Raw genomic sequence first — 14,624 nt, 5'->3', positions numbered from 1 at the left:
CAAATAAAAGTGGAGTAGGGCGTGGGTATTTAACAAATTAGCAAATGGATATTTTTAATGAAGCAATTTTATATGAGTTTTAAAATCATAAAATTAATATAAGTAAAATTTATTCTTGTTTGCATATACCTAGTGATAATTGTGAATGTAGAAAACCAAAAGCTGGTCTTATTTTACAAGCAGCTAAAGAATTTAATTTAGATTTATTTAATTCAATTTTTATAGGCGATAAAGTAAGTGATATGCAAGCGGCTATAAATGCAAATATTAATAATCGTTATTTGTTTAATGAAGATTTAAAAGAATTTGAATATTGTAAAAAAGTGAATAATTTATTAGATATAAAAAAGGACTATGAATGAAAAATATTAAAGCTTTAGTAATTGGAGATTTAATACACGATATTTATGTTTTCGCAAATTGCACTAGAATTAGTCCAGAAGCACCAGTTCCAGTAATCACTCCTAAAAGTGAGAAAAAAGTCTTAGGTGGTATGGCAAATGTGGCTAATAATCTTGCAAAATTAGGTGCAAATGTTAGTATTTTAAGTGTTATTGGAGATGATGATAGTGCTAAATTTATTGAAAGTGAATTGCAAAAACAAAATATAACTTGCCATATAATTAAGCAAAAAGATAGAAAAACTTCTACAAAAACTCGTATTTTTGGCTCAAATCAGCAAATAGTTAGAATAGATATAGAAAGTACAGAGCAAATTAGCGATAAATTAGCTGATGAATTATTTGATAAAATACGCAATGATAAATATGATGTAATTATTTTTAGCGATTATGATAAAGGAGTTGTTAGTCCTTATTTAGCACAAAAAATAATTAAATTTGCAAAAGATAGCAATACTTTAAGCCTAGCAGACCCTAAGAAAGATTTTTATAAGTTTAAAGGCATAGATTTAATAACACCTAATTACAAAGAAGCTTGTGAATTTTTAGGTAATTTTAATGAATATGATGATGATATATTATTAAAATCATTAGAAAAATTACAAAAAGAATTGGATTTAAAAATACCATTAATTACTTTAGGTAGCAATGGAATTGCTGCTGTTTATGATAATAAATTAAATCGCCATTATGCTTTAGCTAAAGAAGTTTTTGATGTAACCGGTGCTGGAGATAGCGTGATTTCATCATTATCATTTTTCTTAGCGAATGATTTTAATATTAGTAAAAGCATAGATTTAGCTAATAAAGCTGCTGCTATTGTTGTAGGTAAGATAGGGGCTGTTAGCGTAGGGCTTGATGAGATTATAAATTTTGATAATGAATTTTATAAATTTAAAAATATAGATGAGATTAAACAACTTAGTAAAGGTAAAAAAATAGTTTTTACCAATGGCTGTTTTGATATTTTGCATTACGGGCATCTTAGTTATTTAAGAGCAGCTAAGGAGTTAGGAGATATTTTAGTTGTTGGTTTAAATTCTGATGAAAGTATTAAGAGATTAAAAGGTGAAAATAGACCAATTAATAATATAATGACTAGAAAAGCTATGATGTGTGCTTTAGAATTTGTAGATTATGTTTGTGAATTTAGTGAAGATACGCCAATTAATTTAATTAAAACTTTAGAGCCTGATATATTGGTAAAAGGTGCTGATTATGAAGGAAAAGAAGTTGTTGGCTCATCATATGCAAAAGAAGTAAAATTAATAGAATTTAAAACAGGATATTCAACCACAAATATTATAGAAAAAATAAAGGAGTTATATGTTAAATAAATTAAAAAATGAGTTAAACGAGCACAAAAAAGCTTATGATAATATTAATGAAGAGTATTTAAAAGATATTATTCAAGTAGCTGATATTATAAAAAAAGCTTTGGAAAATGGTAAAAAATTATTGATTTTTGGCAATGGTGGTAGTGCTGCAGATGCTCAACATTTTGCAGCCGAACTTAGTGGAAGATATAAATGTGAGCGTAATGGTCTTAGTGCTATTGCACTTAGCACAGATACTTCAGCACTAACTGCAATCGGTAATGATTATGGCTATGAATATGTGTTTAGTAGGCAAGTAAATGCTATTGCTAAAAGTGAAGATATAGTGTTTGGTATAAGCACTAGCGGGACTAGTAAAAATGTTATTTTAGCACTTGAAGAAGCTAGAAAAATTGGTTGCAAATGCGTTTTATTGGCTAGTGAAAAATTAGAAAATAGTCCGTATTTTGCCCTAAAAGCACCTAGTAAGGATACGCCAAGAATACAAGAAATTCATATTTTCACAATACATTGTATTTGTGAAATACTGGATAATTATTTTAAAGATAAATAAAGTTTGAGCTTAAAGCTCAAACTAAATTATGATTTTTAGCTAGCCTTAATGCTTTTGTAAATTCTTTTAATTGTTTAATATTTCCTATGCTAATTCTATTTAATAAAGGATAATTATCTATAGCTCTTCCAACTATTATCCCGCATTCTTTCATAAAATCAGCGTATTTTGTGCTTTTAATTTCGTGTAAAATAAAGTTAGTATGAGATTTAAAATATTTTATATTTAAAGTTTCAAATTCATTTTCTAATAAAGCTTTATTATCGTTAATAATTTTTCTTGTAGTTTTTACAAAGTTATTTTGTTTTAGGGCAAAAATCGCACACTCTAAAGCAAAAGCATTAATAGCATCAGGACTAAAAAAATCTTTTAAAATCGTTATTAATTTATTATGAGCTATCCCATATCCAACTCTTAAACCTGCTAATGAATACATTTTAGAAAATGTTCTAATATGTAAAATATTTGGATTTTTTGCAAATTCTAAACTATAAAAATCATCAGCAAATTCACAATAAGCCTCATCTAAAAGCATATATACATTATCTTTACAAATTGAGTTTAATTCATTTAAATCTTTCTTGCTTAGCATTAGGCCTGTTGGATTGTTTGGATTTACAATATAGATTATATTTATTTTATTTGGGATTATTTTTATTTTATTTATATCAAAATTAAACTCACTATCTAAATAAAACCCATCAATACTATAACCTATATTTTTAGCATAATAAAGTGTTAAGTCAAAAGTAGGTAATGGTGATATTAAATGAACATTGGAATTTGAATATTTATAAAATGTTAAAAGGCTCATATAAATAACATTACTTGAGCCATTACCTAGAACAAAATTATCACTTTTTAAATTATAAAAATTAGCTAATCCATCTAATAATTTATAATTTTTATCAAAAGAATACTTATTAAATTCAATACTATTAATTATCTCTTTAATATCTAAAGTATTACAAGTATTTTCGTTTTTGCTTAAATCAATCATATATTTTTAAATAGATTTTCAAGATTTGCTTTTGCTTCTTCTGAGCTTATATGATTTTCTGCTTCAGTACCAACTTCAATTAATTCAATATTAAGTCCTGTTAGCATATTACATAACCTAATATTAATTCCTTGCTTACCTATAGCTTTACTTTTTTGGTCGTGATTTATTACAACCTTAGCTATGTCGTTATCAATCGTAACTGAATTAATAATTGCAGGTGCTAAAGCACGAGAAACTACAATAGCTTGTTCGTTAGAATACTCTATACAATCTATATTTTCGCCATTTAATTCTTTACTAATAGCATTAATTCTAACACCTTTTGTTCCAACGCTAGCACCTACAGCGTCAATATTGATTGAGTTAGCTTTTAATAAAACTTTAGCTCTTTCGCCAGGAATTCTAGCGCAATTAATAATTTCTATAGCACCATCTTTAATCTCTGGAACTTCAAGCATTAAAAGTGCATTTAAAAATTTAGGAGAAGTTCTTGAAATTTCAACCTTTAAGCCTAATTTTTTATCAACACTAACTTTTCTAATAACTGCTTTTAATACATCACCAACTTTAAATTTTTCGCCTTTTATACGATTTTTTCTAGGTAATACTGCTCTAATTTCATCAAATTCTATGAAAGTATTTTCATCATTATCAACAAATACTACCGTTCCAAAAATTAATCTATCAACCATACTTTGGTATTTTTCAAATAATTTTTCTTCTACAAGTCTTTGCACATTATATTCTAATTCTTTATAAAGCCAATTTATTGCAGTTCTATCAAGATTTGCAAAAGATATTTCATATTTTAAAGTATCTCCGATTTCTACTTCACTTGATTCTAATTTTGCTTTATCAAGGCTAATATATTTACTCTCATTATTAGCTAACTCATCATTATTTGCAACAACTACTAGATTTTGATATACACAAAGAGTTTTTTTAACATCTACACTAAATTCTTTATCATCACCAAAAAGTCTTTTAGCAGTATTTGTAATAGCTTTTACTACACGCTCACTTACTTCTTCTATTGGCAATGATTTCTCATTCGCAATTGATTCTATTATATCTACTATTCTTTCCAAGATTTTACCTTTAATTGAAGTTTGAAGACTATTATTATATAAAAAATAACTTTTAATAAGTTTAATGAAAGAACTTTTTGTTATTATTTTATTTTTTTAATTTAAAAAAGGATATGAGATGAAATTTAAATTAGCAAAACAAACTTTAAATTCAAAACCAAAAGAAGTTACTATTGAAGAAGTTATAAAAATACTTGAAGAAAAAAAGGTTATATTTTTAGACCATTCAAATTCTAGTGAAGATATTACAAAATTAGTTGAAAAATTAAATAAGTTTAAGGTATATGTAAATACGGTTAAATATGGTTTAGTAGAAGATGAATTTATTTATGAGGTACATATACTTTGAGTAAAAAATTATATATAGAAACTTTAGGCTGTGCAATGAATGTTCGCGATAGTGAGCGTATGATTGCAGAGCTTACCACTAAAGAAGGTTATGAAGTAACTACAGATAAAAAAGAAGCTGATTTAATATTAATAAATACTTGTAGTGTGCGTGAAAAACCAGTCCATAAGCTTTTTAGTGAAGTAGGTGGTTTTTTAAAAGAGAAAAAAGAAGGAGCAAAAATAGGCGTTTGTGGTTGCACAGCTTCTCATTTAGGTAGCGAGATTTTTAAGCGTGCTCCACAAGTTGATTTTGTGTTAGGTGCAAGAAATATTAGCCGTATAACAGAAGCAATTAAAACTCCAAAATTTATAAGTAATGATATAAATTACGATGAAAGCGATTTTGCTTTTGCTGATTTTAGAAATAGTATTTATAAAAGCTATGTAAATATTATGATAGGTTGTGATAAGCATTGTGCTTATTGTATCGTCCCACACACTCGTGGAGATGAGCTAAGTATTCCAAAAAATATTATTTTAAATGAAGTAAAAAAAGCCGTTAGCAACGGAGCTAGTGAAGTATTTTTGCTAGGACAAAATGTAAATAATTATGGTAAAAGATTTTCAAGTAACCATCCTAAAATGGATTTTTCAGACCTTTTAAATGAGATTAGCGAGGTTGATGGGCTTGAAAGGATTAGATTTACTAGCCCACACCCACTTCATATGGATGATAAGTTTTTAGAAACTTTTGCAAAAAATCCTAAAATTTGTAAAAGTATGCATATGCCTTTACAAAGTGGTAGCACAAGTATTTTAAAAGCTATGAAGCGTGGTTATACTAGAGAATGGTTTATAAATAGGGCTTTAAAATTAAGAGAATTAGTTCCAAGTGCTAGTATATCAACAGATATTATCGTGGCATTTCCTGGTGAGAGCGATGAAGATTTTGAATTAACACTTGATGTAATGAGAAAAATTAGATTTGAGCAAATTTTTTCATTTAAGTATTCTAAAAGACCACTAACACCTGCAGCAACAATGCCAAATCAAATTCCTGAAAATATAGCAAGTGCAAGGCTAACTAAATTACAAAGTTTATACAATGAAATTTTAGATGAGATTAGTGCAGCACAATTAAATAAAACTTATAAAGTATATTTTGAAGAATTAAGAGAAAATCAAACTATAGCAGGAAGAAGTGATAATAATTTCTTAATAGTTGTAAATGGTAGCGAAGAATTGCTTGGAAAAATGGTTGATGTAAAGATTACAAAGACTTCTAGGACAACCCTTTATGGCGAAATACAAAGTTAAAATTTTAGCTTTTATAATATTTATACTTTTAAATATTATTTATTTAACTTGTAAAAAAAGATTTTATGGAGAAAAAACTTTACCTAAAGAGCCTTGCATAGTACTTTTTTGGCATGGAAAACTTACTATGATGGCTTTTATTTTTGCTTATATGAAGAAAAATGGTTATAAAAAAAAGCCTTATGTATTAATAAGTAATCACAAAGATGGAGAATTAATTGCTAGTGTTATGAAATACTTTAATATAAATGCTGTTAGGGGTAGCACTTATGATTCTCCAGTTAAAGCATTGCTTGAAATTAAAAGTCTTTTAGGACAAGGTCATGATGTATATATTACTCCTGATGGACCTAGAGGACCTTATCATAGTATTTCAGCAGGCTCTTATAAAATAGCTTTAAAATATAAAATTCCTACGATTATTTTTGATAATGCTGCAAGTAGATTTTATAGGGCTAAAAGTTGGGATAAGATGATTTTAGCTAAGCCATTTTCTACAATTGCTTATATTATTTCAAAACCGATATTATTAGATGAAGAAAATTCTGTTAATTTAATAAATAAGGAATTTAATAAACTAGAGCTTAAATTAAATGAAGAAGGTTTTTATGTTTAATATAAGAAAATACCTATCAACTATTTTTATTAATTTAGTAATTAAGGATAAAAGTTGTGGTATAGAAGCTTATTCTGTTAAAAATGAAAAAATTATTAAAATTCATCAAAGAACTTTTATTGAAGAGGATAAAAATAAATTACTAAAATATATAAAAACCTTAATTGATAATCATTATTTTACTTATGTTTCACTTTTATTTACTAGTATCGGTCAAGGAATGGTGCCGACAATTAATAAAACAGATTTACAAAAATTTGGTGTTGATAGTAGTGCTGTTAGTTTAAAAATCTTTGATAACTCATTTTTGTATGCGGCAAAAACTGAATTAATCAATGCTGATATTGTTTTTGATGAATTGCAAGTGGATTTAATTTATTCTCCTTTTAGCATATTGTTTAAACTAATTCAAGATAAAAAATCAGATGGTTTTGTATTTGATAGCATAAGTTTATTTGTGTTAAAATACGGAGAATTCATTACTTTAATGATTTATGATGGTAAAAAATTTAAATTTGGTAGTTATTTTGAGCTTAAAATCAATAAAGATAATGAAGAAGACCATCAATCTTTAGAATTAGAAGAAGAAATTGAATTAGATAGTAATAACGATACATTAGAAGAACTTGATTTTGATGAATTTGATAATGTAAAGGTTGATGATAATTTTGATTTAGGAGCTGATTTAAATTCTGATTTGAATGAAAATTTACAATCATTTAGCTTGGATATGCAAATATTTGAATATATAAATAGTGCGATTAAAGAATTTTATAATAACAATATTTATGATAGTGATTTTATTAATAATATTATTATATTTGAACACGAAAAAAGCTCTAAAGCTATGCATTCTTATATTGAAAGTGAATTATTAATAAAGCCTATTGTATATACGATTGATATATTTAAGGAAATGTTAAAATTAAGCAGTAATGATTTAGGAGCAAAAATTGATATATAGTCTTAAAAATGCTGAACAAAAACCTATATTAAATAAATTTAATAAATTATGCTTTTATTTTTTAATCTTCATTATTTTTGTAATTATATTTTTTGCTGTATTTATAAAAATAAAACAAGAATTAGCATATAGCGACGCACAACAAGCCAAAGAAAATAGTGATAAAATGATAGAATTAATAGGAAAAAATAGGAATGAAATTATTTTAAATAAAGAATATATAGCTTTAGTAAGTGATATACAAGCTTCTAATATAAATTTAAAAAAGAGTATAAAAAATTTATTTGACTTAGTTCCTGATAGTATAGTTTTAAATGAAGTTCTAATGGAGCAAAAAAGCTTATTGATTAAAGGAATTACTCCAACAAAAGAAATTTATAATAATTTATTGCAAACACCGCTTCAAAGTATTTTTGAAACATCAAAAACTAATTTTATACAATTAAATTCTGGTTGGTATAACTTTGTAAGCATTAACACTATTGAAAATTCTGAGGGTTTTAATGAATAAAGATAATAGTATGAGTAAAATTGATATAGTAAAGTTGCTATTATGGTTGAGTATATTTTTGATTACTATTTTTACTCTTAGTGCTTTGCTTATAATTCCAAGTGTAAATAAATTAAAAGTTGCAAATGAAGTTTTAAGCTCTTCAAATTCAAAATTTCAGCAAAATAAAGCAAAAAATGAAAGTATTGAAAGACAATTAAATGATTATTTATCAGAGAATAAAACCAATTTAGCAAAAATTCATAATGAATTTGATATTGAAAAATTTAAAAATCATTGCAAGACTTTTTTTGATGAAGTGAATTTAGATAAGAATTTAGATTTTAGCGAAGATTATGTAAGCTATCAGTTATCAGTAAGCACAAAAATAACAAGTCCAACTATTTTTTATGATTTCATAGATTCTTTAGATAATTTTCCAAATATTTTACGAGTTCATTTCCCAATAGTTTTAAAATCTGATAAGAATTTAATAAAAGCACAATTTAACATTCAAGTATATAAAAGATAAGCCTACAAAAGTAGGCTAAGAATTATTTATGCAATTCATTTGCATAGAATTTAACAGAATTAAAGCCTTCTTTTAAAGCCCATTCGTAAGCACTTGATACGAATTCCCAATTAATATGCTTATAAAAACCTTCAAGGTAAGCTGCTCTTGCATTTCTGTGGTCAATATAATAAGCGTGTTCCCAAACATCAACAACTAATAAAGGAATTAATTTATCAGTAATTGGAGTTGCTGCATTGCTTGTTTTTACTAATTCAAGTTTTTTACTTGTAGTATTATATACAAGCCAAAACCATCCACTACCAAATAAGCCTGTAGCACCTTTTATAAATTCATCTTTAAAGTTTGAACAGGTTCCAAAAGCTTCATTAATTGCTTTTTCTAATTCAGCACTCATTTTACTTTCTTTTGGACTAATGCAGTCAAAATAAAAATCGTGATTATAAACTTGTGCAGCATTATTAAAAATACCTTCTTTAGAAGTTAAGATAATATCAACTAAATCTTTTTTTTCAAATTCTGTTCCAGCAATCAAATTGTTAAGATTATTAACATAAGTTTGATGGTGTTTACCATAGTGATAATTGAAAGTTTCTTCAGTTAAAAAGCCTGAAAACGCATTTGTTGCATAATTTAATGTTCTTAATTTAAACATCTTTTCTCCTTAATTTTAAAATTTGTATTAAAAATATATCAAAAAAAAGATAATATTTATCTTATTTAAAATCCTTTTTTATTTGTAAAAAATATATTTATTAAAGAAAATTAAAATTATTATCAAATTAAGAAAAAATTAATAAATAATTCATATAATAATCAATATCAAATTAATTTAAAAAAAGGATATGTTATGAAGTTAAGTAAAATTACATTAGCTAGTATTTTTGTTGCAAGTTCTGCATTTGCTCATCAATTTTTTCCAATGAAAACAGATGATGGTTATAAGGTTGGATTTTGGGCTGATGATCACTGGGGTCAATTTCAAAGCGATAGAATATTTGGTGTAAGTGCAAAAGATTCTAAGGGTAAAAAGCTTAAAGCTGGATATGATTATTTAAATAATAAAATCTTTATAGAAGGTAATCCATCAGTAGCTAGTGTAAATTATGATTTTGGTTATTATACTTTTACAAAAGATGGCAAACATTATTCTCAAGCTAGAAATGAAATTACCGACATTACAGGTGCAAATGAAGTAACCCAAACTAGAAAAATATTTAAAATGGGTAAAAGTATATTCGCTTGGGACGAAGCATCAAGTAAGCCTTTAGGATTAAAGTTTGAAATAATTCCATTAGAAAATCCACTAGACAAAAAAGTAGGTGATAAATTAAAAGTTCAAGTATTGTTAGATGGAAAACCTATTAGTGGGGTTGAATTTGAAGACCAAAATGATGATATAGATGATATTACAACCGATGAAAAAGGTATTGCAACTTTAACTCTTAGCAAACCTCAAGATGGCTTGCAAATTATTGCAGCTGGTATAAAATTGCCTTATAATCTTGATAGATACGGAGATACTTTACAGCTTACTGCTACTTTAAGTTTTAAATCTAAATAATATTTTTAATCCCTAATTATTAGGGATTAAAAGAAATATTTTAAAATACCTTTATTAAATTTAAAGGTTTTTAAAATGAAGACAAAAGTGTTTTTTGCTATATTAATAGCTGCTTTTGGCATTTGGTATTATTATTACAACGAAGGTAGTTATACAAAAACAGATGGTTTTGAATTAACTTATATAGATAATAGTATTATTAAAAATTATAATTCAAATATATTGTTAAATTTTTGTAATACTAGTAATTCATCTTGCAATCAATTTCAGCCAATTTTAAAATCAGTTTATAATGAACTAGGTAATTTGAATGTAAAAATTTTAAATATTGATATTTTTGACAATCCTGAATTATTGAATAAATTCCCAATTTCTTTAATACCGATACAATTTTTTTATACAAAAGATGGGGTAAATTTCAAACCAAAATCAGAAATTGGAAAGAAATTTAAAGAAGTTAATTTCAATGATGAAACTTTTTATTATCACTTAGGTATTTTAACGCAAGAAGAGATAATGTTGATTTTTGAAGAAATGCAAAAATATTAAAGTTGGTCTAGTTTTATTAGTGCATCTTCAACAATTTCTCCAATAGGTGGAGTAATATCAATATTTATTACCAAGTCTTCATTGTGTGGAAATTCCAATGTTGAAAATTGAGAATCAATCATATTTTCTTTCATATAATGACCGCTTCTTTTACTCATTCTTTGCATTATTAATTCTTTTGAGCCGTGTAAATGAATGAAGATAATTTTACCAGATTGTCTTATTTTATCTCTATATTGTTTTTTTAATGCAGAACAAGCTATGACACAAGAGCGATTTCTTCTTGAAATTGAGTAAAATACATCAGCAATTCTTTCAAGCCAAGGTTCTCTATCTAAATCATTTAATGGAACCCCACTTTGCATTTTTTCTATATTTGCTCTTGGGTGTAAATCATCTCCATCTATAAAGCTAGCTCCTAAACTATTTGCAATCATAGCTCCAACCGTACTTTTGCCACAGCCACACACTCCCATTACAACAATATTATAATGTTTCATTAATTATCCTTTTTTATAAAAATCTTGCTATTTTTAACCTATTTTTCTTAATATTACATAAATTCAAATAAAAGGAGAAATAATGCAAGAGCTTAGTGCTTCTTACTTATTATGTGTTGCCGCAGTTGCGGTTGTTTTATTATTATTTATGATTATGAAATTAAAAATTCACGCTTTCATATCATTAATAATAATAAGTTTTTTAACTTCTTTAGCAGCCAATACGCCGCTTGATAAAATTTTAGGAGTAATGCTTGGTGGTTTTGGTTCAACTTTAGCAAGTGTTGCTTTATTAGTTGGTATTGGTGCTATGATAGGTAAAATTTTAGAAGTTTCTGGTGGAGCTCAAGTTTTAGCTGATACTTTAATTGAGTTTTTTGGGGTGCAAAGAGCTCCATTTGCACTAGGTTTAGCTTCATTGATTTTTGCTTTCCCTATATTTTTTGATGCAGGGTTAATTGTAATGTTGCCTGTTATATTAAGCGTAGCTCATAAATTAAAAGGTTCTGTTTTAACTTATGCACTTCCTTCGGTTGGTGCGTTTTCTGTAATGCATGTTTTCTTACCACCACACCCAGGTCCAGTTGCAGCAGCAGCTACAATAGACGCTAATGTTGGTTGGGTTTTAATATTAGGACTTATTATTGGTCTTCCTACTTGGTATTTTAGCTCTTATTTATTTGGGCTTTATTCTGGTAAAAAAATGTATTTTAAAGCACCAGATTTATTTGAAGATGAAAAAATAGAAATTAAACATAAACCTAAATTCTTAACCGTAATATTTATATTATTAACCCCTGTAGTATTGATTTTTATAAGTGCAATTATCTCATCTATGCAAAAATTAGAAATAATCGCAAAAAATGATATATGTTTTAATGTTTTAAATCTAATAGGTCAAACTCCAATCGCTCTTATGATTACTTTAATAATTTGTATTATTGTATTTAATAAGAGCTTAGGTGCTAAAAATCTTGAAAAATATTGTGAAAAAGCTCTTCCTGCAATTTGTTCTGTAGTGCTTGTAACCGGTGCAGGCGGTATGTTTGGCGGTGTTTTAAGAGCTAGTGGAATAGGTGATGCGTTGGCTGGAACTTTAGCTAATTTAGGCGTTCCTGTTATTTTAGCTGGTTTTATAATAGCAGCAATTATTAGAATTGCTCAAGGTTCAGCTACTGTTGCACTTACTACAACAGCTGGTTTAATGGCACCAATTATTGCAGCAAATACATCAATTGCAGAATTTGATAAAGTTGCTATCGTTTTAGCAATAGCTTGTGGTAGTGTTGTTTGCTCTCATTTTAACGATTCTGGATTTTGGCTTGTAAAAGGCTTATTTGGTTTAGATGAAAAAACAACTCTTAAAACTTGGACTATGCTAGAAACTTTAATAGGTGTTATAGGTTTTGTATTTATACTTATAATTTTAGCTTTATTTAATCTTATATTTTAGTGTTTTTTGCTTTGGAATTTAAAATTATATTTTAAATTCCATTTTTAATTAATTCTTCTTAAATAATATAGTTTTCATTATATTTACATATTATTCCTTTTTGCTATTGGGGGGGGGTATTTAATATCTATATAATAATTAAGAATATATTATTCCATTTACTTAATTCTTAAATTATTTTATTATAATTTTATCTAACTTATAAAATTAAGTTTTATTTAAATTTTTAAGGAGAATTTATGGAAAAGTTATCTCGTAGAAGCTTTTTAAAAGGTGCAGCAGGAGTAGCAGCTAGTGCGTCAAGTTTAGGTGCTGTTGATTTTATTGGTGAAAACGCTATTCCTAAAATAGATGAAAGCTTAATTAGTGCTTCACATTTTGGAGCTTATCATCCTATTATTAGAAGTAGCAAAGTTGAAGGATTTAAGGCTTTTAATGGGGATTTTAAACCAACAACTCTTATGAATGGTGTAGTAAATAGAGTATATTCACAAGATAGAATTAAAAACCCAAGCGTTAGAAAAAGTGTTTTAGAAAAAGGATTTGAAAAAGCTCCTAAAAACTTAAGGGGTAAAGAAGAATTTGTTGAGATTACTTGGGAAAAAGCTTATGAATTAGTAGCTAATGAGCTTAAAAGAGTTTATGAAAAATATGGCTCTAATGCTGTTTATGGCGGTAGTTATGGTTGGTTTTGCGTTGGAAGCGTTAATAACCCACAAAGCTTACTTGGAAGAATGTTAAATATAGCTGGAGGTTGCACTACTAGAACTCTTACATACTCAACTCATTGTATTCGTGCAATTACTCCTTATATTAGTGGTGTTGATGAATCAAGTGCTAAGCAAACTTCTTGGGACAATGTATTAGAGCATTCAAAAGTGGTTGTTTTATGGTCAAATGATATGATTAATACAAATCAAATTGCTTGGGGTGTGCCATTACATGAAACTTACCCTTATTTAGAAAAATTACAAGCATTAGTTAAAGATGGAAAAATAAAAGTAATTAATATTGACCCAGTATATAATGATACAGCGAGATTTTTAGGTGCTAAGCAAGTATTTATTAACCCTACAACCGATGTTGCCTTAGTAGAAGCAATGTGTTATCATCTAATTAAAAACAATCTTCACGATGAAAAATTCCTTAAAAAATACACGGTAGGATTTGCTAAATTAAAAGAAAGATTATTTGATGAGAATAATCCAAAAACTCCTGAATTAGCAGAAAAAATCACAGGTATAAAAGCAGAAAAAATAAAAGAATTAGCAGAACTTATGGCTAAAAATAGAACTATGATTATGGCAGGTTGGGGTTTTCAAAGGGCTCATCACGGAGAACAAGCTCACTGGGCTATGATAACTCTTGCATCTGTTTTAGGACAAATTGGACTTGATGGTGGTGGATATGGGTTTAGCTACCATTATTCAGATGGTGGAGTTCCAACTCCGGGTGCAGTTACGGGCAATGCTAATAGTGGTAATATTGAAGATAAAGCAAATAATTTTAGTGGTTTTCCTGGACTTGCAGGAATTAGCACAAAAACTACTATAAAAGGGGAGTGGGATAATAGAACTAACGAAGTAATTCCTGTTTCAAGAATAGTAGATATGCTTGAAAATCCTGGTAAAGAATATGAATTTGATGGCAAAGTTAAGACCTTCCCTTTAATTAAGTCAATTTATTGGGCTGGTGGTAATCCAATGCACCATCATCAAGATAGAAATAGACAATTAAAAGCATTTGCTAAGGTTGATAGCTTTATAGTTCAAGATTGTTTTTGGACTGCTAGTGCAAGATATGCTGATTTAGTTCTACCGGCTACTACTGAAATAGAAAGAAATGATATAACTAAAGCACATACAAACAAATATATCTTCGCTATGAAAGAATGTATAAAGCCTATGTATAACTCAAGAAATGATTA

Annotated in this window: 17 protein-coding genes; 13 read left to right on the top strand and 4 right to left on the bottom strand. The window is 27.2% G+C overall.

Annotation, left to right across the window (positions count from 1 at the left end; all coding sequences use genetic code 11):
* Window positions 1-119: 119 nt before the first annotated feature.
* The 3 genes from KJQ97_RS06890 to KJQ97_RS06880 are packed head-to-tail and all read left to right on the top strand — an operon-like array spanning window position 120 to window position 2,291.
* Window positions 120-362, top strand: a complete 243-nt coding sequence (locus KJQ97_RS06890; protein WP_214120367.1) for an HAD hydrolase-like protein — start codon at window positions 120-122, stop codon at window positions 360-362.
* On the top strand, window positions 359-1,738 hold the full coding sequence (gene rfaE2, locus KJQ97_RS06885; RefSeq protein WP_214120366.1) for a D-glycero-beta-D-manno-heptose 1-phosphate adenylyltransferase: 1,380 nt from the start codon (window positions 359-361) through the stop codon (window positions 1,736-1,738). The genes KJQ97_RS06890 and rfaE2 overlap by 4 nt, the downstream gene beginning before the upstream one ends.
* On the top strand, window positions 1,728-2,291 hold the full coding sequence (locus KJQ97_RS06880; protein WP_214118550.1) for a D-sedoheptulose-7-phosphate isomerase: 564 nt from the start codon (window positions 1,728-1,730) through the stop codon (window positions 2,289-2,291). The genes rfaE2 and KJQ97_RS06880 overlap by 11 nt, the downstream gene beginning before the upstream one ends.
* Window positions 2,292-2,307: 16 nt before the next feature.
* Here KJQ97_RS06880 and KJQ97_RS06875 read toward each other — a convergent pair whose 3' ends face one another.
* Window positions 2,308-3,291, bottom strand: coding sequence for a pyridoxal phosphate-dependent aminotransferase (locus KJQ97_RS06875; RefSeq protein ID WP_214120365.1), 984 nt, complete (start codon window positions 3,289-3,291; stop codon window positions 2,308-2,310).
* On the bottom strand, window positions 3,288-4,382 hold the full coding sequence (nusA, locus tag KJQ97_RS06870) for a transcription termination factor NusA (RefSeq protein WP_214118554.1): 1,095 nt from the start codon (window positions 4,380-4,382) through the stop codon (window positions 3,288-3,290). Before nusA ends, KJQ97_RS06875 begins: the two co-directional genes overlap by 4 nt.
* A gap of 118 nt (window positions 4,383-4,500) precedes the next feature.
* Here nusA and KJQ97_RS06865 point away from each other — a divergent pair, with 118 nt between their 5' ends.
* From KJQ97_RS06865 to KJQ97_RS06840, 6 genes are read left to right on the top strand one after another with little or no spacing between them, the layout of a single operon-like run.
* Window positions 4,501-4,731, top strand: coding sequence for an HP0268 family nuclease (locus KJQ97_RS06865; RefSeq protein ID WP_214120364.1), 231 nt, complete (start codon window positions 4,501-4,503; stop codon window positions 4,729-4,731).
* Window positions 4,728-6,029 (top strand): tRNA (N6-isopentenyl adenosine(37)-C2)-methylthiotransferase MiaB, encoded by a 1,302-nt coding sequence (gene miaB / locus KJQ97_RS06860; protein WP_214120363.1) that lies wholly within the window; start codon window positions 4,728-4,730, stop codon window positions 6,027-6,029. Before KJQ97_RS06865 ends, miaB begins: the two co-directional genes overlap by 4 nt.
* On the top strand, window positions 6,010-6,645 hold the full coding sequence (locus KJQ97_RS06855) for a lysophospholipid acyltransferase family protein (protein ID WP_214118560.1): 636 nt from the start codon (window positions 6,010-6,012) through the stop codon (window positions 6,643-6,645). Before miaB ends, KJQ97_RS06855 begins: the two co-directional genes overlap by 20 nt.
* Complete coding sequence (locus tag KJQ97_RS06850) at window positions 6,638-7,609, top strand: DUF8341 domain-containing protein (protein WP_214120362.1); 972 nt, start codon at window positions 6,638-6,640, stop codon at window positions 7,607-7,609. Before KJQ97_RS06855 ends, KJQ97_RS06850 begins: the two co-directional genes overlap by 8 nt.
* Window positions 7,599-8,120, top strand: coding sequence for a hypothetical protein (locus KJQ97_RS06845; RefSeq protein ID WP_214118563.1), 522 nt, complete (start codon window positions 7,599-7,601; stop codon window positions 8,118-8,120). Before KJQ97_RS06850 ends, KJQ97_RS06845 begins: the two co-directional genes overlap by 11 nt.
* On the top strand, window positions 8,113-8,631 hold the full coding sequence (locus KJQ97_RS06840) for a hypothetical protein (RefSeq protein ID WP_214118565.1): 519 nt from the start codon (window positions 8,113-8,115) through the stop codon (window positions 8,629-8,631). Before KJQ97_RS06845 ends, KJQ97_RS06840 begins: the two co-directional genes overlap by 8 nt.
* 22 nt (window positions 8,632-8,653) lie before the next feature.
* Here KJQ97_RS06840 and KJQ97_RS06835 read toward each other — a convergent pair whose 3' ends face one another.
* Window positions 8,654-9,286: a superoxide dismutase gene (locus KJQ97_RS06835; protein ID WP_214118567.1), complete on the bottom strand. Its 633-nt coding sequence runs from the start codon at window positions 9,284-9,286 to the stop codon at window positions 8,654-8,656.
* A 195-nt stretch (window positions 9,287-9,481) separates the two neighbouring features.
* Between KJQ97_RS06835 and KJQ97_RS06830 the strand changes: the two genes are divergently transcribed.
* Together KJQ97_RS06830 and KJQ97_RS06825 are read left to right on the top strand one after the other, a co-directional pair.
* Window positions 9,482-10,195: a DUF4198 domain-containing protein gene (locus tag KJQ97_RS06830; RefSeq protein WP_214120361.1), complete on the top strand. Its 714-nt coding sequence runs from the start codon at window positions 9,482-9,484 to the stop codon at window positions 10,193-10,195.
* Window positions 10,196-10,270: 75 nt separating this feature from the next.
* Window positions 10,271-10,744: a thioredoxin family protein gene (locus tag KJQ97_RS06825; protein ID WP_214120360.1), complete on the top strand. Its 474-nt coding sequence runs from the start codon at window positions 10,271-10,273 to the stop codon at window positions 10,742-10,744.
* On the opposite strand, the gene KJQ97_RS06820 is transcribed toward KJQ97_RS06825, so the two are convergent.
* On the bottom strand, window positions 10,741-11,244 hold the full coding sequence (locus KJQ97_RS06820; protein ID WP_214118573.1) for a gluconokinase: 504 nt from the start codon (window positions 11,242-11,244) through the stop codon (window positions 10,741-10,743). The genes KJQ97_RS06825 and KJQ97_RS06820 overlap by 4 nt on opposite strands.
* Before the next feature lie 82 nt (window positions 11,245-11,326).
* Here KJQ97_RS06820 and KJQ97_RS06815 point away from each other — a divergent pair, with 82 nt between their 5' ends.
* A complete protein-coding gene (locus tag KJQ97_RS06815) occupies window positions 11,327-12,697 on the top strand; it encodes a GntP family permease (RefSeq protein ID WP_214118575.1) in 1,371 nt (456 codons plus the stop codon).
* 239 nt (window positions 12,698-12,936) lie between these two features.
* The coding region (locus KJQ97_RS06810; protein ID WP_214120359.1) for a molybdopterin-dependent oxidoreductase at window positions 12,937-14,624 on the top strand (1,688 nt) is incomplete at its 3' end.

This window comes from Campylobacter sp. 2018MI01, assembly GCF_018501205.1.
In the GTDB taxonomy this organism is placed as follows: domain Bacteria; phylum Campylobacterota; class Campylobacteria; order Campylobacterales; family Campylobacteraceae; genus Campylobacter_E.
Note: the sequence above shows the minus strand (reverse complement) of the source record. Positions and strands in the feature narration are given on the sequence as shown.